Consider the following 20216-nt stretch of genomic DNA (forward strand, 5'->3'; position numbering starts at 1 on the left):
GCTGGGTGAAGCGGGGGGCCGGGAAGGGCAAAGCCTGTCACAAAAGCCGCTCAAGCGACGAGGGTGTCAAACGGATTGAGCAGTTCAGCAAGGCGGGCGGGATTGGCCAGAAAAGGATCGGCGTACCTCCTGGAAGTCGGCTGCCGTGAGCGCGCGGGGCGAGCCCTCGGCCTGCGAGTTAAAGCGCAGCAGATAGGAGGGATGCAGGACCGGCATCAGGCGCCGGCCCCGCAAAATTTCAATCTCGCTGGCGTGCCACTGGCCCCGCAGGCTGGTGATGCCGCCCTTAATTCCCAGCACCCCCTCCAGCGCCGTTGCCCCCACCAGCAGGATCACGGCCGGATTCACTAAAGCGATCTGATGATCAAGCCAGGGGCGGCAGGCGGCCAGCTCCATGGGTTTGGGCTTGCGGTTGCCGGGGGGGCGGCACTTGACCACATTGGCCACGTAGGCATCTCGGTTGCTGTCGATGCCAGCGGCAGCCAGCAGCTGATCGAGCAGCTGGCCGGAGCGACCCACAAAAGGCAAGCCAGCGCTGTCTTCCTGAGCGCCGGGTCCCTCGCCGATCAACATCAGTCGGGCGGCGGGATTGCCCCGACTCACCACCACCTGCTGCCTGTCCGCGGCCAGATCACAGCGGCGACAGGCTGCGCAATCGAGCAGCAACTGCCCCAGGGGATCGGGCGCTGCAGGGGTAGATGTCGTCACGGCAAAACCATCAACGTGTAACTAGCTGGCCATTTCGTGCCCCTTTGAACCGTACGCGGCAAATCCGTAAGGCAGGATGCCAGCCAGTGCTGAAGCCGCGCGTCCTGATGCCGGACACAGGGATGACCGCCGCGCCCACCACCACTCCGGCCCTCTCTGACCGGGCCCGGGCCCTCCAGCCCTCCCTCACCCTGGCCATTGCCGCCCGAGCCAAGGCCCTCAAGGCCGATGGTCAGGACATCTGCAGCCTCAGCGCCGGCGAGCCTGATTTCGACACCCCGGCCTTCATCCGCCAGGCCGCCACGGCTGCTCTGGAGGCAGGCCACACCCGCTACGGCCCGGCCGCCGGCGAGCCTGCCCTGCGCGATGCGATAGCCGCCAAGCTCAGCACTGAAAACGGCATACCCACCACCGCCCAGCAGGTGCTCGTCACCAACGGCGGCAAGCAGGCGCTCTACAACCTGTTCCAGGTGCTGCTCGAGCCCGGCGACGAGCTGCTGCTACCTGCGCCCTACTGGCTCAGCTATCCAGAAATAGCCAAGCTGGCCGGCGCCACGGTGACCATGCTGCCCAGCTCAGCGGCCCAAGGCTTCCGCCTCGATCCGGCCCAACTGGAGGCAGCCATCACTCCAGCCAGCAAGTTGCTTGTGCTCAACAGCCCCGGCAATCCCACCGGCATGGTGCTGAGCCGGCCTGAGCTGGAGGCGATCGCCGCCGTGCTGCGCCGCCATCCCCAGGTGGCCGTTGTGTGCGATGAGATCTATGAATTCCTGCTAGCCCCAGGCCACACCCACCACAGCTTTGCCGCCGTGGCACCAGACCTGGCCGATCGCGTCTTCACGGTGAATGGCTTCGCCAAGGGCTGGGCCATGACCGGTTGGCGCATTGGCTGGCTGGCCGGCCCCCAGCCCGTGGTGGCCGCCGCCAGCGCCCTGCAGAGCCAGAGCACCAGCAACGTCTGCAGCTTTGCCCAGTTCGGTGCCCTGGCTGCGATCGAAGCACCCCGCGACTGCGTGGGCGCCATGGCGGCCCAGTTCAACGAGCGCCGCAGCCTGCTCAGCGCGGGCCTGATGGCTATCGCAGGATTGAAACTGCTTCCGCCTGAGGGGGCGTTCTATGCCTTCCCCGATGTAAGCGGCTTCGGCCTCGATTCCATGACCCTGTGCAACCGGCTGCTCGATGAGGTGGGCCTAGCGGTGGTACCTGGAGTTGCCTTCGGCGACGACCGCTGCATTCGGCTTTCCTGCGCTGCCGGGCCTGCCACGATTGAGGATGGCCTGGCGCGTCTGCGGCGCTTTCTGGCTGCCCTCTGATTCCCCTTTCCAAAAAAATGTCCACCCGAGAACGTTTGACCGCCGCATTTACAGGGCTTTGCCTAGCCCTGCTACCGGCGGTCCTTCCCCCCGTGCCCGCCTCCCTGCTGCCGGCGGCCGAAGCCCAGCAGGTGCTGCGCATCGGTGCCATCCCCGACCAGAACCCTGAGAAGCTAAATCGCCTTTACGGCCTGGTGGCCGATGAGCTAAGCCAGCAACTAGGGGTAAAGGTCAGCTATGTGCCCGTCACCGATTACGCAGCTGCTGTTAGCGCCTTCCGCACCGGCAGTCTTGATCTGGTCTGGTTTGGCGGTCTCACCGGTGTGCAGGCCAGCCTGCAGAAACCCGGTGCCCAGATGCTTGCCCAGCGAGACATCGATGCGCAGTTTTACACCGTGTTTATCGCCAATGCCCGCAGCGGCATCAAGCCGATCCAGAACCAGAAGGGGCTAGTGGCCCTTAAAGGCAAGCGCTTCACCTTTGGCTCGGAAAGCTCCACCTCCGGCCGGCTGATGCCCCAGTACTTCCTCGCACAGGCCGGCGTCAAGTTGGCTGATTTCGCCGGCGGAGCCCCCGGCTTCAGTGGCAGCCACGACGCCACCATCGCCCTGGTACAGAGCGGCACCTACGACGCTGGCGCCGTCAATGAGCAGGTGTGGAAGAGCAACCTGCGCAGCGGCAAGGCCAACCGCAGCAAGGTGGTGCAGATCTGGCGCACCCCCAGCTACCCCGACTACCTATGGCTGGGCCAGCCCAACCTCGACCAGCGATTCGGCAAGGGCTTCAGCGCCAAGCTGCGCCAGTCGATCATCAGCTGGCGACCCACTGACCCAGAGCAAAAGCAGATCTTGAGCCTGTTTGGTGCCCAGCAATTCACCACGGTGAAGCCGGACGAATACAAGCAGATCGAGCAGGTGGGGCGGCAAATCGGCAAGATCCGCTGACACAGGCCGGCGTTTGGCTCCAGCAGCATTCAGAATCAACTTTCTCCAGCGCCTCAGATCCGTGGTCTGGTTGATTGATTTGGTCTTGCTGCTGGCAGGCTTTGTGCTTTGGAGCCGCGCCAATAATGAAGGCGATGAGGCTTGGTCCCTGTTTCTGCGCAGCATCGCCTTTCTTGATCTGGCCTTCATCACCTTCGGCAACGGCCAACTGCTGATTGAGATTCCCGCCCTCGCCCTAGCCCTGGCCCTGCCATCAGCGGCCAGCCTGCACCGGCGGCGCACCTGAAACGTCAATGAATCCCCGCGGCCCTGATCTGATTGAGGTGTCCTTAGTGGCTCTGATCCTGGCGCTGATCGTTTACCGCCTCACCCTGGTCTGAAGGAGCGCTCAGTTTGGTATGGCCGGTTCATGTAAGTAGCAGCTGGTCTACAAACTGGAGCCAGCTGAGGCCATCGGGAGAGCGGCTGAAGAGGAAGGACTCCTCCTCAGCCTTAAGGGGACGTACGCCCACACTGGCCAGCAGACGCCTGAGCTCGGCCGGATCAAGCCGGTCATCGCCATTGGCATCGACTGGCAGCAAATAGTTGAGCAGCCGAGCCTCGCCAAGGTGCAAGCGCTGCAGGCGAAGCATCAGCTCACCAAACTCCTCGGCATCCACCCGGCCATCCCCATCGAGGTCCATGACCTGCAAGACCCCAGCCAGCTGGACTGCCAGCACTCCACCCTCTCCGTCTTGCTGGGGATCAATCCCCAGACCATCGAGGAGCTCCGCCGCACTGATATCGCCATTGCCGTCTTGATCGAGTCGCTGAAACAGGGCCGACATTTGTTGCCGCATTGGCGCCGGAACCCGTCCAGCCAAAAAAGCGCGGCGCTGGCCGCTGATTGCCAGGTGCAGGTTTTGACGAAAATCGGCTAGCAGGGTGCGGGCCAACACAAAGCGCTGGCGATGCTCCTCCGGGGTCAAGATGGCGTGCAGCGAAACCGGAATCAGAGCCGGCAAGGCACGACGCACCAGCAGCTGAATCACCCAGGTGGCAAGCACAAAAGCCAAGGTGAGCGAAGGCCAGCCCTGAGCTGGAGACAAGCTCCAACCGCACTGGAACAGGCTCGCCAAAGCCGCACCTCCCAGACCCACCGCCAAGCTGGCCCAGCTGGGGGCGTAAAAAATCCCCCCCAAGGCGATCGCCACCAGCAAGCCGTTGTATCCCCAGAGGCCCTGGGCGATCGCCACCACAGGGGCATTGAGCAGAAGGGCGGTTGCCATGCCAACCAGGGCACCAAGCAAACCCAGTCCCGCCGCCAGGGGGCTGGCGAGGGCTGTGGCAAAGAAAACCAGCAGGCCACTCCAGGGGTTGGAGCAGAGAAAAACCTGACCCGCGGATCGGAGCAGCCCATGGACGAGGGCCTGTGAGGTGCTGGCCAGCTCGGGCATCGGGACCGGTTCGGCCAGCGCCAATGCCGCCCCAGGCGCAAGGGAAGCCAATCCCAGTAAGCCCCATGTAACAAGAATGAACGGCAGGGTGAGTGGTGGTAGCCCCATGGAACGGTTGATTCCCCTGCCCAGCCCCTCAAGCAGCAAGGTGGTCAGCGCACCACCAAGCACCACCAAAGCAGCCCAAATCAGGCTGGAGAGGGGGCGATCGAACTGGGCAAAATTGGCGACGGCGCAGCCCACCAAGGCGCCGTTGAAGCCGTAGATACCCTCGCTCCGCAACCCCTCCGCCAAGCGGAGGAGCCGAGCTGTGCAGTGGGAAGCTGCGGTACCCAGCAGGGCCAACAGGGCAAACCAAGGTGACTGCACCAGAAAGGCGAGCAACAACACCAGCCCACTGAGGGGATTGTTGATGAAGATCACCTGGGCAAAGCCTCGCAAACCTGCCAGCAGCGAAACCAGGCCGGGGTTCAGTCGCGCGACAGGGCCATGCAGCTGATGCAGGGTGCCCATGGTGGGCAGCAGCTGTTGAAGCCTGGAGGGGAGGTCAAAAGCAGGCTCGAGCAAATCTCTAAGCAGCTCAAAAGCCGATTTCACAGACCTGTCCACGGCCTAGAGGCGGGCGTCGAGCACCTTTAACACATCCTGGTAAACGCTAAGTGACACTTCAGCCAAGGTATTAAGACTATCTAGATGGGGGTTGATTTCACAGATTTCCCAGCAGCAAACCCTGGGATCTGCCAGCAGGGACCGGGTGAGCTGGCGAGCCTCATCAGCCCAAAGACCACCAGGCACGGGCGTGCCGGTGCCCTTGCAGATAGTGGAGTCCATGGAATCCACATCGAAGCTCACATAGATCAATTCGACTTGGCTGAGATGATCTAGACAGCGCTGAGCTGCCTGCTCTGGCCCCAATCGCCGAACATCGTCTGTAGTAATGACCGGGATGGAGAAATGCTCAAGCGTGAAATTTTCAGCAGGCTCCGTATCACGTACTGCCACATAAATTAGATCTTCAAGCAGGATCGACGGCGATCCTGTGCCATTGAGATATTGGAGCTCTTGCCAAAGCAACCTGGTCGTTGAATCGGGCTCGTTGATGGCCTCAATGGTGTTGTCGTGAGCCGAGGCAATGGCCAAAGGCATGCCGTGCATGTTGCCGGAGGGCGTGGTGTAGGGAGAATGGATATCGGCATGGGCATCGATCCACACCACGCCCAGGCGCCGATCGGGATGGGCCTGGCGAATGCCGGCGATGGTGGCGGCAGCCGTGGAATGATCGCCAGCGATCACGATTGGGAACAATCCGCGCTCCAGGGTGGAGGCCACCAAGGCGGCCGCCTCCCGCATCACTCCGGCAATCGTCTCGATATGGCGTGCGTGGGGGGTGGAGGTGGCGGAGCCCAGCTCCGCGGCTCGTGCTCCAGGCCTTGTCTGACCTTTGATTTCCTCAATCAACCGATCGCTGATTTGGCGCAGCCCCTGCTGACGGGCAGCGGCCTGCTTGAGCAAATCAATGCCAGAACCAGCTCCCGGCGTGCCAGCACCAAGGTCACAATCGACCTCCACCAAGGCAACCCTGGAGCGGCTGGAGGCGCTTACATACTGAGCCAGGGTCTTTTTCAGTCGCTTCAGATCTGCCAGCGAAAGCTCGATCACCGCATCGGCTTCGAGTAGCTGCAGAAATTCTTCAACGCTGATGCAATTATCCCCATCTCGATCGAGGGCTGCCAGCAACCGATCTGCCTCTGGTAGATCGGCGCAGGAGGGCGCCAGGGCCGCAAGCAGCACCTCCAGCTCCTGAAAACTAAGGCTGCCGCTGCCATCACTATCTACTAATTCAAAGATCTCGCGCAGGCAGGAGGCGATAGCCAAACCTGGCCGGCCTTGGGCCCAGCCACTGAAAGCCGCCAACTCCACCTCCCCATGGCAGCCAACCAGATCACGCAGAGCTTGGCGATCTTCAATAGCAATCACTCCAGCCATGCTGGCGAGAACATGCTCCACCTCATCCGCAGATATTTTCCCATCGCCGTCTTGATCAAACAGACTAAAAAGACCGACGAATTCATCTGAGCGAGAGGATATTGACACTATAAAAGGATCAAAATGATTGAACAGGTTGCCTGAATTGACATCAGCGAATCCTGCCTTATTCACAACATAAAAAGCGATCAAGCCCTCGGCAAACGTGCCCGTTGCTACTGAAATCAGAAGGTTTTCGGTTTGTAGGGGCCTAATCTGGATCTCAATGCCGCCTAGTTCGCCGTGGAGTTCAAGGGATCCCTGGACGAGCTCAAGGAGCTGGTTGCCCAACTAGGTGTGCCGTGTCAATGGCAACACAAGGGAGCTTTTGAGCTGGCCGTCTTTGAAGATGGCGTCAGCAATCTGAAGCTCAACTGGTGGCCGCGGGACGGAATCCTGCGACTGGTGGGAGATCCGGAAGTTCGCGACAACCTGCAGGTAAAACTGCAAGAAATTCTGAGCGCTCAAGGCTAGAAGCCCGACGACCAGATGAACCAGGCCCGCATGTGACGTCCCTACTGATCCTCCAAGACATCACCGTCAAGGGCCGCAGCCAGCCTCGCCTTGATCGGGTGTCGCTGCAGGTTGATGCCGGTGAACGGATCGCCCTGCTGGGTCCCAGCGGAGCTGGCAAAAGCACCCTGCTTGCCGTGGCCAATGGCTTGCTGACCCCGCAGCAGGGCAGGGTGTTTTGGCAGGGGGAGGCACGGGCCCGCAGCGGACGGGCCCGACGACGGCAGCAGGCCCGGATCGGCACCCTCTGGCAAGACCTGCGCCTGATCGAGGAGCTCACCGTGCAGCAAAACCTCAACGCCGCCCGGCTAGCGGTCTGGGGCTGGCCGCGGGCCCTGCTCAACCTGCTGATGCCCCTGGAGACCAAGGCCTGCGCAACGATGCTGCAGCGGCTTGATCTCGATCCAGCCCTGCTCAACCAGCCCGTCTCCGCCCTCTCCGGCGGCCAGCGCCAGCGGGTGGCCCTAGCCCGACTACTGCGACAGGAGCCCCAACTGCTACTAGCCGATGAACCCTTAGCCAGCCTTGATCCCCGCCTGGCCGGCGAGCTGTTAACCCTGCTGCTGGAGCTCGCAAACCCGCCTCGGGCCTTGCTGCTGAGCCTGCACCGTCCCGATTTGCTGGCTGGTTTCGATCGAGTGCTGGGGCTGCGGGCCGGGCGCCTTGTCTTTGACCAACCCATGGCCAGCCTTGACCCAGGCCAGCTCGCGGAGCTTTACGCCGGGACCCCAGGGGCATGAGACCAGCGGCGCCGTTGTGGGTGTTGCTGCCCGCCCTAGTTGTGCTGCCGCTGCTGGCGTTGCTGCCGGGAATCAGCCATGGCGGTGGCTGGGAGCTGGTGGGCCAATTTGCTGCCGCAGCCCTGCGGCCTTCCCTTGATCCCATAGTGCTGGGATCGGTGCTGGGCGGCCTAGCCGTAACAGCCGGCATGGCCCTACTGGGCTGGGCCGGCAGCCTGGTGCTGGGCTTCGTGCTGGGAATCGCTAGTTCAAGGGTGGTGTGGCGCACCTGCTATGGCAGCGCCGCTCCAGCCAGCTGGATACGCCGCCTGCTGGCCATACCGCGCTCGATTCACGAACTGCTCTGGGGGCTGCTGTTGCTGCAGGTGGTCGGACTGCAACCAGTGGTGGCGGTAGTAGCAATCGCCATTCCCTTTGGAGCTTTGGTAGCCCGGGTGATCAGCGACCTGCTGGATGCCCTGCCCACCGCCAGCCTGGAGGCCCTGCGCTGCGGCGGCAGCCCAGCCCCCACCGCCCTATTCACGGCCCTGGGGCCGCCCCTGCTGCCCCAGGTGATCAGCTACAGCGGCTACCGGCTCGAATGCGCCTTGCGCAGCGCCACCCTGCTGGGGGTATTTGGCCTGGGTGGGCTGGGCACCGAGCTGCGCCTCACCCTGCAATCGCTGGCCTTCAACGAGCTTTGGAGCGGCCTGTGGCTACTACTGGCGGTGATGCTGCTGCTTGAGGCCCTGATGGGCTGGCTGCGGCGTCGCTGGGCCATGCCGGCACGGCTGGGCCTGAGCCAGCAGGGGGTGGGCAGCCAGGGTCAGGAGATGGTGGCTGTGGCAATGGCCATGCTGCCCGTGCTGGTGCTGGTGGCATGGCGCCTGGAGGTGCAGCCCGCCACCCTGTTGCAGTGGCAAGGCCTGCCACCGCTGGGCGCGTCCGACTGGGGAGCCGTGGCCGCCCTGCCCTGGCCGAGCCTGATAGGCAATACCCTGGTACTCACCTTGGTAGCCGCGGCCCTAGCTGTAGGGCTGGCGCCGCTGCTACTGCTGCTTGCGACGCCCTGGCCTGCGGCGGGCGCGCTAGTGAGGGGGCTTTGGGCCCTGGGCCGGCTATGGCCACCACCGCTAACGGCGCTATTGCTTCTGTTTGTGCTCCAGCCCGGGGTGCTTACAGGTGCCCTTGCCCTGGGCTTCCACAACCTGGGCATTCTCGGACGCCTGCTACTAGAAGCCGCCGAAAGCAGTGGCGGCAACAAGGAGCAGGCCCTGCTGGCCTCAGGGGTGGGTCCGCGCCTGGCCCTGCTCTACGGCCGCTTCAGCGGCCTGGCGCGTCCCTACTTGGCCTATGGCGCCTACCGGGCTGATGTGATTTTGCGCGAATCGGTGGTAGTGGGGCTGGTTGGGGCCACGGGCCTGGGCAGCCAGCTGCTGGAAGCCCTGAGTTCGTTTGCCGGCGACCAACTGCTGGCCCTTGTGCTGGCCTATGCGCTGCTGACCTTGCTGGGGGAAGATCTCAGCGACCGCGCACGCCAGTGGCTGCTGGAGACCCCCCATGGTGATGGCCATCCCCAGGAAGCTGGTGGCACTTGGCGATAGCGGCGTTTTTGGCTGGGGTGATCCCCTTGAGGGGGGCTGGTGCGAGCGGCTGCGGCGCCACTGGATGGAACTGCCGGGCGGCCCGGTGCTCTACAACCTCGGCGTGCGTGGCGATGGCCTGGAGCGACTGGCAGCCCGCCTCAGCGCTGAGGTTGGCTGCCGCGGTGAGCTCCGACGCCAGCTGCCCCAGGGGATCCTGCTCGGTATAGGCCTCAACGACACCGCCCGGGTGGGACGGCCTGATGGGCGACCCCAACTGGATGCCGAAGGCTTTTTGTTTGGCTTGCAGCAGCTGCTGCACAAGGCCAAGGAGATCGCTGCGGTGCATGTGATCGGCCTCACCCCGGTGGAGGAGAGCGCCATGCCCTATGCCGGGGTGCTCTGGTATTCCCTGGCAGACATCCGTCGCTACGAGGCCCTGCTGGAAGAGGCCTGCCTGGAGGCGAATGTGCCGTTCCTGCCCCTGCTGGAGGGGCTGCTGGCCGATTCCGACTGGCCCCTATGGCTTAGCAACGACGGCCTGCACCTCAACAGTGAGGGGCATCGCCGGGTATTTGAGCGGGTTCGCTCCTGGCCGGCCCTTCTGGACTGGGCCGATCTGCAGCTGCGCCAAGAGCCCACCCCCTTGGGCTACTGAGCGGCGGTGTCTTATCACCCATTCGGGTGAGAGCGCTTCACCGCCCTGGGGGAGCCAGCCGGATGGGCACCGCGGCGAAGGTAAAAACACCGACGCCTCCCCCCCATGGCATCTGCCTTCCCAGCTACTGCCCACTCGAAAACATCTGCCCGCCAGCGCCGCAGCGGCCAAGCCGATCCAGCCCAGGCCGAGCTGGGCCCCTCCCAGCTGCACACCCGCAACCGCAGCTGGCTTGAGGCCATGGCCGCCAGCCCTGACGCCGCAACCAAGCTCTGGTGGCGCAACGCCCTGGTGGAGCACAACCTGGCCCTGGTGCGCATGGTGGCCCAGCGCCAAAGCCAGCGCACGGGTCAACCTTTTGATGAGCTGGTGTCTGCAGGCTGCCTGGGGCTGATCCGGGCCGTAGAGACCTTCGACCTGCGCCAAACCTGCAATCTCAGCAGCTATGCGGTGCCCTACATCCGCGGCGCCATGCTTCACGACGTCCGCGACCACGGCCAGCCGCTGCACACCCCCCGGCGGCTGCGGGAGCTACAGCAACGGGCCAGGCGGCTACAGGAGCAGCGCCGCAGCCAGGGCCTTGCACCGCTTGCCGCCGCAGATCTGGCCTTAGAGCTCGGTTGCAATACCGCCCAACTTGAGGAGGCCAGCGCAGTGCAGCGGGCACTGCAGGTGCGAAGTCTCGATGCCCCGCTCAGCGGCGAAGGCGAGCAGGCGGGCACCCTGCTCGACCAGCTGGCAGCCGGTTCAACAGCCGCAAATAACGCCGGCGACGATCCGAGCAGCGATCCGATGTGCAACGATCCGAGCGAAGATCTGACGGCTGGCGCGAGGATTTCAGAGGCCCATTGGTTGCAGGCTCAGCTAAGCCGGCTGGGCGGCATCGAGCAGAGGTTGCTGCTGGGTCACTGGATCGAGGGTCTGGGCTGGTGCGAGCTGGCCCATGAGCACAAGCTCAGCAGCCGCCAAGCCCGGCAGCGTGGCGAGGCCCTGCTGGCCTGGCTTCAGGAGAACGCCATGGCAAGCAGCGCCGCGATCGCCGTCTGAAGCCCGTTCACCAGCTCGTTGCTGAGCCAGCCCAGACGCTGTTGGAAGCTGGCTCCGATCAGGCTTTCGATCAAGGTGGCCCCCAGTCCCACCAGGGTCACAAGCAGCCAGGCGCCGCTGCCAGCCAGCAGCCCCAGGGCGAGCATCAGGGCCGCCATCAGCGCACTGCCCGCCAGGCTGGCGGCGGTGCCCTCCAAGCTGATCGCCCCTTCCGTGCCGGGGGGCACCGGACGCAAGGTGGTGATCAGCAGCGTGTGGCGCCCCCAGCGCTTGCCGATTTCACTGCCGAATGTGTCGGCCAACTTGGCGGCGAAGCTGGCAGCAAAACCAACCAGCAGAAGCGGCGCCGCTGCCGGCGCCAGGGCGGCGGCGCCAGCCAGTAGGGCACCAGTAGCGGCCGAACCCCAAACGTTCTCCGGCCCTCGCAACCCGCCCCGCGCCTCCGCCAATCCCCGCGCCTGCTTGGTGCGAAAGCCCAGGCGCGTCACCAGGGAGCCCAGAGCCAGATAGATCACCACCGCCAGCCAGCCCCGCAGGCCGAGGCAACCCCACAGCAAGCTGCCGAGGATGCCGGCATGCACCCAGCCAGCGCGGGTGAGCAGGGGCAGGCGCTGGGCAAGGAAGATCAGCACCGCATTGAGGGCCAGGGCCAGGAGCCAGTGGCTCCAGGTCTGGGGGGCGACGAGTGCAGGGGAGAGCAGGGCAGGCACTACAAGGGCCTGGGCAGACATCAGCACAGGGCAGCAGCGGCGCCAACAAAGTGTGTTGCACAGCGTGGCAGCAGCGTCACAGGGCAGCGCAGCAACGGATAATCCCCATTACGACGCTGCTGCCGTGATGGTGTTCAACCGCAAGGCCTCCTTCTTCTTGGATCTGGGCAGCGAAGGGGCCACACCAGCGCAGGTGGCGATCGCCGAGGCCAAGCCCGATCCCAGCGAACCGGAAGCCAGCCAAGCGGCAACTTTCCAAATAGGAATTGGCTCGTCCACTCCAGCTGCTGCTGCAGCAGCAACGCCAGCGAGCCCAGCGCCAGCAGGCACGGCACCCACCACTGCTGAAGCGATCGCTGCCGAATTGCGGGCCGCCCAGGAGGCCCTGCCCCCACCCAGCAACGCCACCTTCGCCCCCGACTGCCTCAACCCCGCCAACGCTCTGCCCAGCCGCCGCCGCCTAGCCGGCGCAAACCTGGCTGGTTATAAGGCGATGGCCTCCGGCATGTTCCGCAACTAACTCAGCTGGGCGCGCCAATCTGCTGGGCACGCCAGTGGCTTAGCAGCCCTGCTGCCGACACTGCAGCGGTGCTGCAACGCAAGATCGTGGGGCCCAAACTCACGGCTTGCCATCCGTGGGCCAGCGCCAAGGCTTCCTCCCCTGGAGTCCAGCCCCCCTCGGGGCCAATCGCCACAGTGAGCGGCTTGCTGGCACCAGGAGGGTCTCCTAAGCGCTCCAGCGCCTGGGCTAGCAGGGCCAGGCCCGGCCGTCTGGCGGTGCACAGCAGCCCCCGGCCTGAACCACCGGGCGGCGGGGCCCCCAGCAGCTCGGCAGCTGGCCGCAGCGTTTCCAGCTGGGGTTGCCACAGTCGCTCACACTGCTCCACCGCCTCCCGCAGGATCGCCTCTGCTCGCTCCGGCTTCAGGGAGTCGGCGGCAACGCTGCGCTGGGCCTGTAAAGAGGTGAACCGATCCACACCAAGTTCACAGGCCATGCGCAACAACACGTCGGCATCGCGCTTTGGCAGGGCCACCGCCAGCTGCAGTGGCGGCGCCGGTGGAGGCTCAAACGCCAGGGGGGAGCTGGGGGGCTGCTCCAGCAGAGCCTGATCGGCAGGACCCAGCAGGGCAGTCCAGAGACTGCCTGCCCCATCCACCACCGCAAAGCGATCACCGGGGCGCAAGCGCAGCACCCGGTTGAGGTAGTGGAGCTCCTGGCGATCCAGCTCCAGCTCAGCGCCAGCAGAGGGGCCGGCGGGCAAGCGACCGGGGGTGATTAGCAGACGGCGTAGATCCCGAGTCACGCTGCTTCCTAGTCGCGGGACTGGGGGTCTTCGTAATCTTCGCCAACTTCACCATCGTCTTCGTCATCTTCGTCATCTTCGTCGTTGTCATCTTCATCGTTGTCTTCGTCCTCAAGCTCATCGAGGCCAGGGAACAGGGCATCGGGTTGCTCCTCGATCGGCCAGTCGTCGTTGAGGCCACCAATCAGCAACTCCTCAATTTCGAGCACGTCGTTGTTGAGCTGGCCCAGGGCATTGATCAACACATCGAGGGCGAAGGCATCACTTGTGCCGAGATCCACCCAGCAGCGCGCCCACTCCTCCTGATATTCCATAGGGCCCATGTTGTGCATCAGGGCTGGCAGGGCGCCGGCAGCAGCTTCGTGGCTGTAGGCCATCCAGCCCAGCTCCGCGCCCTCCTCGTGGGCCTGGAGGTTTTCGGCGTTGAAGCCCCCCAACTTGCCCAGGTAAAACCAACTATCGAAGGCGGTTTCCAAGTAACCGCGCTCACCCGAACCCACCGGGTGGGGGAAACGCATCCAGATCCAGCAGTTGAAGGGATTGAATTCGCGGAAACGCACCTCCATGGCGGATTGGCTGCAACAGAGAACTGGCTCAATCAAACACGCCCGCCGGCATGCTGGGGGGATGCTTGAGCTCCGCAACGTCAGCTACCAACCGGCCACGGCGGTGGCACCGGTGCTCTGCGGCGTCAGCCTCACCCTGGCCGTGGGCCGCGCTTCCCTGGTAGCCGGCCGCAGTGGCAGTGGCAAAACCACCCTGCTGGAGGTGATAAGCGGCTTGGCCGAGCCCTCTAGCGGCCAGGTGCTGTGGGAAGGCGAGCGGCTCAATGGTCGCCAGCTGCGCTGGCTATGCGGCCTGGTGTTTCAGTTTCCGGAGCGCCATTTCCTCGGCCTCAGCGTGGGGCAGGAGCTGAAGCTCGGTCACCGCCGGCTCACAGCAGAAGAGGCCCAGGCAGCCCTGCAGCTGGTGGGTATGGAAGGGTTGTCATTGCAGCAGGCGCCGGAGCAGCTCAGCGGCGGCCAGCAAAGGCGCCTGGCCCTGGCAGTGCAGCTGCTGCGCAACCCCCGGGTGCTGCTGCTGGATGAACCCACCGCAGGCCTCGACTGGGCTGTTCGTGGCGAAATCCTGGAGCTGTTGGCGGCCCTGTCCCAGGAACGGGCCGTGCTGGTGGTCACCCACGAGCCGGAGCTATTTCGCGGCGTGATCGATGGCGGCTGGCGACTGGAGCGGGGCCAGCTGGAACCTTTCGGCGCGCTGCCTACGATGGCCCCAACGATGGCCACACCCCAGGAAAACCAGCCTTGAGCGACCAACTTCTCCGGGCCACGGCCGCCGGCGGCGGCATCCGCATGGTGGCGGTCAGCACCACCCAGGCCAGCCGCACCGCCAGGGAGCGCCACCAGCTCTCTTTTCTCGCCAGTGCCCTGCTGGGCCGGGCCATGACGGCTGGGCTGCTGCTGGCCAGCTCGATGAAGGTGGCCCATGGCCGCGTCAACCTGCGGATTGCCTCCGATGGCCCCTTGAAGGGCCTGATGGTGGATGCGGGCCGCAACGGCACTGTGCGCGGCCATGTGGGCTACCCGGGCTTGGAGCTCGAGCTGCTGAAAGATCCAGAAGGCCTGGCCCACTTTGACTTCAAAACCGCCTGCGGCACCGGCTATCTGCACGTGGTGCGAGATCTGGGTGAAGGCGAGCCCTTCAGCTCAACGGTGGAGCTGGTGAGCGGCGGCATCGGCGAAGACCTGGCTTCCTATCTGCTGCACTCCGAGCAGACCCCTTCAGCGGTATTCGTGGGCGAGCAGCTCGACAAGAGTGGTGTGGTTTGCAGTGGCGGCGTGCTGGTGCAGGTGATGCCAAAGGCCGCCCGCGAACCAGCGCTAGTGGCCCTTCTCGAGGAGCGCTGCCGCGAGGTAAAGCACTTCAGCCAACGACTAGCCGAGTGCGAAGGCCAGCTACACAACCTGCTCGAAGATATTTTCCCAGACCTCGATCCCCAGCCCCTGGAAGATGCTGAGGCCTGTACGCCGGTGCGGTTCCACTGCCCCTGCAGCCGGGAGCGCAGCGTCAGCGCCCTGAAACTGCTTGGCCACGCCGAACTCAACTCAATTTTAGTGGAAGACGGCCATGCCGAACTTACCTGCCACTTCTGTAATGAGATCTACACGGTTGGGTCAGGAGAACTTATCGAACTAATCGCAGAGTTCGCTCCTGGCATGTAGACAGCAATGCCTGGGCTGTTCCAATAATCAAACAATTAGCTGGTTAAGTCATTAACCAAATCAACCAATCAGCAGGGCACCAAGCAACAACAGCAGCAGAGCCGGCAGGCTTTGCACTTGGGTCAGGTTCAATGGCAACCCAAGCGGCAAGGTGCTGGAGAGAGCACCGGCCAAAATCGCGCCCACCAGCAACCCGGCGCAGAGAAGGGCGAAGCCCCAGCCCACCGCAGCCAGGAAGCGGCGGTTACGCCACTGCAGGTTGATAACTGCCATTGCAGTAGCAAAGGCAAGCACCAGATCCGGAGGGAAGCCTGGAGCGAGCAGCAGTAGGAGCAGTAGAGCCCCAGATGTGGCCAGGGGAAACCAGAGCTCCCGACCAGTGGCTAGAGCCAAGCCAGGAAGCCTGAGCTGGGGAGCGGAAACCCTGGGCAACTGAAGCTGAGGCAGGGCAGGTACTGCCAGCTTGGGGGGCGGCGGCGCCAGTTGCTCCCGCTGGGAGGCGGACTTAGCCGCGCTACTCACGCGACCCTGCTGACGCTCTTTGAGGCGCTCCATTAAGACAGCGTCGTAGGCAGCCTCGATCCGCGAGCGCGCCATGGTGTCGTCACCCACCTCGTCGAGCCGGGCCAATTTGGCCGCCTGCACCTCGTCGAAGCCAGCATCAGCAGGCACACCCAGCAGCTCGTAAGGGCCAGACGGGTCGGCAGCAGGTGATGGCTGGTCGGAGCGTTGGGTCATGACAAGCCGCGGAACGGCACAGGGGGGATCACAAATCGATCCCTGGAATCAGGGTATCGAGGCATGACTAAAACAGGGGCTCACAGGAGAGAAATCCAGACTCGAGTTGCAGTCGGCGGCTGCAGCTCTCGGCTTCCTCAGCCCCGAGTCGCTTGCGGTGTTTGAGCAGGGGAAGCTGGGGTGGCAAGTGGCTACCTTCCCGCATCTCAACCGTGGTCGCACCAATAGGTCCCTGGGCGGGCAGGAAACTCACGTAATCGCAGCCCCCGTCTGGGCGGGGACGCACCAGCCAAAGAGGCTTGGGCATCACTGTAATGGTTCGTTACTTAACAGTCTGGCGCGCCAGCCGCCCCGCCGTGAGCGTTCCCCTGCCGGGACCGTTGCCCCGCCAGGACCGTTGCTTGTGGTTGCCACAAAAGCCGAAGCAGTGCGGTGAAGATCCTGGGAGGGGAAAGCGCTCAATTCTCATAAACCACAGGGAACCATCGCCTCAAAGCCCGCGAGACATAAACCAGGCCCACCAAAACGGGTACCTCGATCAGGGGGCCAACGACCCCGGCCAGAGCCTGCTGGGAAGTGACACCCCAAACACTGATACTGACGGCAATTGCCAGCTCAAAGTTGTTGCCAGCGGCAGTGAAAGCGAGCGACGAGGTGCGGCGATAGTCGAGACCACTAGAGCGGCCAATAACAAGGGCCAGGCTCCACATCAGAACGAAATAAATGAACAGTGGAATGGCTATCCACAACACTTGAACCGGATCAGATGTAATTGCCTGACCCTGCAAGGCGAACATCACCACAATCGTGAACAGCAGGCCATAAAGGGCCCAGGGAGCGAGCCGTGGCAAAAAGGTTTTTTCATACCAGCGCACACCCTTAGTTCGCACGCCAATGCGTCGGGTGAGAAAGCCCGCAAGCAAAGGAACTCCCAAAAAAATCATCACCGCCTTGGCGATCTCCCAAAGCGAAAAATTCACCGCCTCACTATTAAGACCAAGCCAGCCAGGCAGGATCTGAAGATAAAAGCTGCCAAGCAGGGCGTAAGCGAGCACCTGAATAACGGAATTAATGGCCACAAGCAAAGCAGCCGCTTCCCGATCGCCCCCAGCCAGATCAATCCAGATCAACACCATCGCAATGCACGGGGCAATGCCGATCAGGATCAAACCGGTGCGAAATTCGGGCTGATCAGGTAAAAACAACCAAGCCAGGCAGAACATCAGCAAGGGTCCCAAACCCCAAACCAAGCCAAGCGCAAGTCCCAGCAGCTTGCGGTCGCTGGCCACCCGCGCGAGCTCCCCGTAGCGAACCTTAGCCAGCACCGGATACAGCATCATCAATAGCCCCAGCGCAATCGGCAGGGAGGTGTGGCCTACCTGCACGGTGCCAAGTAGCAACTGAAGACCAGGCAACAGGCGACCAAGCAACAGACCGCTCGCCATTGCCAAAAGGATCCACAACGGCAAAAGCCGATCAAGTAAAGAAAGTCGAGCCAAAACGGGCTCTTGAGCAGGGGAGGTCATCGGCAAGAGGGGGCAGGAGTTGAGCATTTGGCAGCCAAATCCCCTAGCCAGCCGCGCAACTGCTCAATCGCATCGGTGCGCAGGCTGTAGTACACCCAGCGGCCCTCATCTCGGGCCTCAATCAAACCAGCCTCTCGCAACACCTTGAGATGGAAAGAGAGCTTGGATTGGGCCAGGCCCAGCTCACTGATGAGCTCACAAACACAGCGCTCACCAACCCCCAAGGCTTCAAGCACCTGGAGCCTGAGGGGATCTGCCATGGCCTTAAGCAGGGCCCGAGCCTTGGTGGGATCAAGCGCCACAGGGTGACCTAGAACACTCATGTACCAATTTTAGTTGATCAATCAACTGATGTTGATTTAAGGTCTGACGATCCATACCGCCATTGTCGGCTCTGCGCCATGAAAATCGGCATCAACGGCTTTGGCCGCATCGGCCGCCTGGTGTTTAGGGCCCTGTGGGGCCGTCCCGGCATTGAGCTTGTCCACGTCAACGATTGCGGCGGTGATGCTCAAACCGCCGCCCACCTGCTCGCCTTCGACTCCGTTCATGGCCGCTGGCAACAGGCGGTGCAAGGAAATACGCGCGGCTTCTTTGTGGGTAGCCAGGCGGTGAGCTACAGCCGCCAGAGCGATCCCACAGCCGTGCCCTGGAAGGAAGCTGGCGTGGAGATGGTGCTGGAGTGCAGCGGCAAGTTCAAAACACCGGAAACACTCCAGCCCTACTTCGACCAGGTGGGCCTCAAGCGAGTGGTGGTGGCCTGCCCAGTGAAGGGTGAGATCGCCGGGGCCGAGGCCCTCAACGTTGTATTCGGCATCAATCACCAGCTCTACGACCCGGAGCAGCACCGTTTGCTCACAGCGGCCTCCTGCACCACCAACTGCCTGGCACCGGTCGTGAAGGTGGTTCACGAGAGCTTTGGCATCAAGCACGGCTCGATCACCACCCTCCACGACGTCACCGCCACCCAGGTAGTGGTGGATGGCTTTAAAAGTGACCTGCGCCGGGCCCGCTCTTGCATGCAGAGCCTGATCCCCACCACAACAGGATCAGCCAAGGCGATTGGATTGATCTTTCCAGAGCTGCAAGGAAAACTCAACGGCCATGCCGTGCGGGTGCCGCTGCTGAACGCCTCGCTCACAGATGCGGTATTTGAACTAAGGCGCGAGGTGACAGTGGAGGAGGTAAACAGCGCCTTTGAAGTCGCTGCCAACGGAACACTGCGCGGCATTCTTGGCTACGAAACCAGGCCGCTGGTTTCAGTTGATTATGTAAATGACGATCGCAGCGCCATCGTCGATGCCGCCTCGACCATGGTCGTTAATGGCACCCAGCTCAAGGTATACGCCTGGTATGACAATGAGTGGGGATACAGCTCTCGCATGGCCGATCTGGTGAGCCATGTGGCCCTGATCGACGAGCGCTGAGCCAGAGCCATGAGCCGCGCCCTTTCAGCCCTGCAGCAATACATGATCGTGACGGCCAATTACTGGGCCTTCACCCTCACCGATGGCGCCCTGCGCATGCTCGTGGTGTTCCACTTCCACGAACTTGGCTACAGCACCCTTGAGATCGCCTTTCTGTTTCTTTTTTATGAGTTTTTTGGCATCATCACCAACCTCTATGGCGGCTGGCTGGGAGCTCGCTTTGGTCTGCGGCTAACTCTCTGGTGCGGCACCTTAATGCAGGTGGCGGCACTGCTGATGCTGATCCCAGTGGCTGAAGACTGGCCCAAATGGTGGAGCGTGGCCTATGTGATGGTGGCCCAGGCGATCAGCGGCATAGCCAAAGATCTCAACAAAATGAGTGCCAAGAGCGCCATTAAAACCGTGGTGCCTGAAACTCCGGAAGACCACAGCAAGGGAGAGGGTCAACTTTTTAAGTGGGTAGCGATTCTCACCGGCTCCAAAAATGCCCTCAAGGGTGTGGGCTTCTTTCTTGGCGGAGTGTTGCTCACCACAATCGGCTTCAATCTCGCGGTGGCAGCAATGGCGGCCGGATTGTTTTTGGCTTTCCTAGTGACCCTGGTGCTGCCTGCAGAAATAGGCAAGATGAAACAGAAGCCTGGCTTCACAGCGCTGTTTTCCAAGAGCCGCGGCATCAACGTTTTGTCGCTGGCACGCTTCTTCCTATTTGGTGCTCGCGACGTATGGTTTGTGGTGGCCCTACCCGTATTTCTACAGAGCGCCCTGGGGTGGCGCTCCTGGGAAGTAGGCGGATTCATGGGCCTGTGGGTGATCTGCTACGGAATAGTGCAGGGGTCGGCACCGGCCCTGCGCAGGGCCTGGGGCCAGAGCGCACCTCCAGGAGTAGCAGCAGTGCAGTTTTGGAGTGCGGTCCTCACCGCTATTCCAGCCCTGATTGCAATTGCGTTGTGGCGAGAGGTTGGCCAGCCTGGGGTAGCAGTAGTGGCGGGATTGGCCGTATTTGGCGTGGTGTTTGCGATGAATTCATCAATTCACAGCTACATGGTGCTGGCATACACCGACACTGAATCTGTGAGCCTAAATGTGGGCTTCTATTACATGGCAAACGCAGCAGGCCGCCTACTCGGCACCGTGCTCTCCGGAACCCTATTTATGCTGGGAGGGCTTCAGACTTGCCTGTGGAGCTCGGCCATAATGGTTGCTCTAGCTGCCTTAGTGAGCACTCGCCTGCCAACGCCGCCTCGGCAGCTTATAGAAACCAGCTAATTCTGAAGACTACCGAGCTGAGTTAATGATTTTTCGCCAAAAGCCAGCGGATTGGCCACGCACCTTTTTGCGCACAA

The 20216-nt window shown here is 62.9% G+C and carries 22 protein-coding genes and 1 pseudogene; 13 read left to right on the forward strand and 10 right to left on the reverse strand.

The genetic code is table 11. The features are described 5' to 3' along the window. Positions 1-84: 84 nt before the first annotated feature. The gene (locus KBY99_RS05785) at positions 85-708 is read right to left on the reverse strand and encodes a uracil-DNA glycosylase family protein (protein WP_254997935.1); all 624 of its coding nucleotides are present in this window, start codon (positions 706-708) and stop codon (positions 85-87) included. 122 nt (positions 709-830) lie between these two features. Between KBY99_RS05785 and KBY99_RS05790 the strand changes: the two genes are divergently transcribed. From KBY99_RS05790 to KBY99_RS05800, 3 genes are all read left to right on the forward strand, one after another. Next, on the forward strand, positions 831-2021 hold the full coding sequence (locus KBY99_RS05790) for a pyridoxal phosphate-dependent aminotransferase (protein WP_254997936.1): 1191 nt from the start codon (positions 831-833) through the stop codon (positions 2019-2021). Positions 2022-2038: 17 nt separating this feature from the next. Continuing rightward, positions 2039-2965: a putative selenate ABC transporter substrate-binding protein gene (locus KBY99_RS05795; RefSeq protein ID WP_254997938.1), complete on the forward strand. Its 927-nt coding sequence runs from the start codon at positions 2039-2041 to the stop codon at positions 2963-2965. 61 nt (positions 2966-3026) lie between these two features. Further along, entirely contained in the window at positions 3027-3251 is a 225-nt protein-coding gene (locus KBY99_RS05800) for a hypothetical protein (protein WP_254929692.1), read from the forward strand. A gap of 121 nt (positions 3252-3372) precedes the next feature. Here the strand turns inward: KBY99_RS05800 and KBY99_RS05805 are convergent, their stop codons facing one another. Continuing rightward, a complete protein-coding gene (locus tag KBY99_RS05805) occupies positions 3373-4968 on the reverse strand; it encodes an urea transporter (RefSeq protein WP_254997940.1) in 1596 nt (531 codons plus the stop codon). A 45-nt stretch (positions 4969-5013) separates the two neighbouring features. Then, positions 5014-6495 carry an arginase family protein gene (locus KBY99_RS05810; protein WP_254997942.1) on the reverse strand — a complete coding sequence of 494 codons (1482 nt, stop codon included), beginning with the start codon at positions 6493-6495 and terminating at the stop codon, positions 5014-5016. Between the two features lie 174 nt (positions 6496-6669). Here KBY99_RS05810 and KBY99_RS05815 point away from each other — a divergent pair, with 174 nt between their 5' ends. The 5 genes from KBY99_RS05815 (at position 6670) to KBY99_RS05835 (ending at position 10946) form a co-directional block, all read left to right on the forward strand. Further along, on the forward strand, positions 6670-6900 hold the full coding sequence (locus KBY99_RS05815; protein WP_254997943.1) for a hypothetical protein: 231 nt from the start codon (positions 6670-6672) through the stop codon (positions 6898-6900). Between the two features lie 32 nt (positions 6901-6932). Next, complete coding sequence (locus KBY99_RS05820) at positions 6933-7679, forward strand: ATP-binding cassette domain-containing protein (RefSeq protein ID WP_254997944.1); 747 nt, start codon at positions 6933-6935, stop codon at positions 7677-7679. Next, positions 7676-9262 carry a PhnE/PtxC family ABC transporter permease gene (locus tag KBY99_RS05825; protein WP_254997946.1) on the forward strand — a complete coding sequence of 529 codons (1587 nt, stop codon included), beginning with the start codon at positions 7676-7678 and terminating at the stop codon, positions 9260-9262. The genes KBY99_RS05820 and KBY99_RS05825 overlap by 4 nt, the downstream gene beginning before the upstream one ends. Beyond that, positions 9219-9899, forward strand: coding sequence for a GDSL-type esterase/lipase family protein (locus KBY99_RS05830; RefSeq protein WP_254997947.1), 681 nt, complete (start codon positions 9219-9221; stop codon positions 9897-9899). Before KBY99_RS05825 ends, KBY99_RS05830 begins: the two co-directional genes overlap by 44 nt. A gap of 105 nt (positions 9900-10004) precedes the next feature. After that, on the forward strand, positions 10005-10946 hold the full coding sequence (locus tag KBY99_RS05835; RefSeq protein WP_254997950.1) for a sigma-70 family RNA polymerase sigma factor: 942 nt from the start codon (positions 10005-10007) through the stop codon (positions 10944-10946). On the opposite strand, the gene KBY99_RS05840 is transcribed toward KBY99_RS05835, so the two are convergent. Further along, complete coding sequence (locus KBY99_RS05840) at positions 10904-11677, reverse strand: DUF92 domain-containing protein (RefSeq protein ID WP_254997953.1); 774 nt, start codon at positions 11675-11677, stop codon at positions 10904-10906. The genes KBY99_RS05835 and KBY99_RS05840 overlap by 43 nt on opposite strands. Positions 11678-11720: 43 nt before the next feature. Between KBY99_RS05840 and KBY99_RS05845 the strand changes: the two genes are divergently transcribed. Then, positions 11721-12176, forward strand: coding sequence for a hypothetical protein (locus KBY99_RS05845; RefSeq protein ID WP_254997955.1), 456 nt, complete (start codon positions 11721-11723; stop codon positions 12174-12176). Position 12177: 1 nt separating this feature from the next. Here KBY99_RS05845 and KBY99_RS05850 read toward each other — a convergent pair whose 3' ends face one another. Together KBY99_RS05850 and KBY99_RS05855 are read right to left on the reverse strand one after the other, a co-directional pair. Continuing rightward, on the reverse strand, positions 12178-12960 hold the full coding sequence (locus KBY99_RS05850) for a 16S rRNA (uracil(1498)-N(3))-methyltransferase (RefSeq protein WP_254997956.1): 783 nt from the start codon (positions 12958-12960) through the stop codon (positions 12178-12180). Between the two features lie 122 nt (positions 12961-13082). Next, positions 13083-13526 (reverse strand): annotated as a pseudogene (locus KBY99_RS05855) (DUF3531 family protein); the annotation flags it as partial. Positions 13527-13587: 61 nt separating this feature from the next. Here KBY99_RS05855 and KBY99_RS05860 point away from each other — a divergent pair. After that, entirely contained in the window at positions 13588-14268 is a 681-nt protein-coding gene (locus tag KBY99_RS05860; RefSeq protein ID WP_254942637.1) for an ABC transporter ATP-binding protein, read from the forward strand. Continuing rightward, positions 14265-15182, forward strand: a complete 918-nt coding sequence (gene hslO / locus KBY99_RS05865) for an Hsp33 family molecular chaperone HslO (protein WP_254997958.1) — start codon at positions 14265-14267, stop codon at positions 15180-15182. Before KBY99_RS05860 ends, hslO begins: the two co-directional genes overlap by 4 nt. Before the next feature lie 60 nt (positions 15183-15242). Here the strand turns inward: hslO and KBY99_RS05870 are convergent, their stop codons facing one another. From KBY99_RS05870 to KBY99_RS05885, 4 genes are all read right to left on the reverse strand, one after another. Further along, positions 15243-15920, reverse strand: a complete 678-nt coding sequence (locus KBY99_RS05870) for a CPP1-like family protein (RefSeq protein ID WP_254997959.1) — start codon at positions 15918-15920, stop codon at positions 15243-15245. A gap of 67 nt (positions 15921-15987) precedes the next feature. Beyond that, positions 15988-16227 carry a hypothetical protein gene (locus tag KBY99_RS05875; RefSeq protein ID WP_254997962.1) on the reverse strand — a complete coding sequence of 80 codons (240 nt, stop codon included), beginning with the start codon at positions 16225-16227 and terminating at the stop codon, positions 15988-15990. 151 nt (positions 16228-16378) lie between these two features. After that, complete coding sequence (arsB, locus tag KBY99_RS05880; protein ID WP_409996537.1) at positions 16379-17446, reverse strand: ACR3 family arsenite efflux transporter; 1068 nt, start codon at positions 17444-17446, stop codon at positions 16379-16381. Then, entirely contained in the window at positions 17443-17769 is a 327-nt protein-coding gene (locus KBY99_RS05885; RefSeq protein ID WP_254997964.1) for an ArsR/SmtB family transcription factor, read from the reverse strand. The genes arsB and KBY99_RS05885 overlap by 4 nt, the downstream gene beginning before the upstream one ends. A 78-nt stretch (positions 17770-17847) precedes the next feature. Here KBY99_RS05885 and KBY99_RS05890 point away from each other — a divergent pair, with 78 nt between their 5' ends. Both KBY99_RS05890 and arsJ read left to right on the forward strand, forming a co-directional pair. Further along, positions 17848-18873 (forward strand): ArsJ-associated glyceraldehyde-3-phosphate dehydrogenase, encoded by a 1026-nt coding sequence (locus KBY99_RS05890; RefSeq protein ID WP_254997965.1) that lies wholly within the window; start codon positions 17848-17850, stop codon positions 18871-18873. Positions 18874-18882: 9 nt separating this feature from the next. Continuing rightward, positions 18883-20139, forward strand: a complete 1257-nt coding sequence (arsJ, locus tag KBY99_RS05895; protein WP_254997966.1) for an organoarsenical effux MFS transporter ArsJ — start codon at positions 18883-18885, stop codon at positions 20137-20139. Positions 20140-20216 lie beyond the last annotated feature (77 nt).

Source organism: Cyanobium sp. Maggiore-St4-Cus (assembly GCF_024345615.1).
GTDB classification, from domain to species: domain Bacteria; phylum Cyanobacteriota; class Cyanobacteriia; order PCC-6307; family Cyanobiaceae; genus Cyanobium_A; species Cyanobium_A usitatum.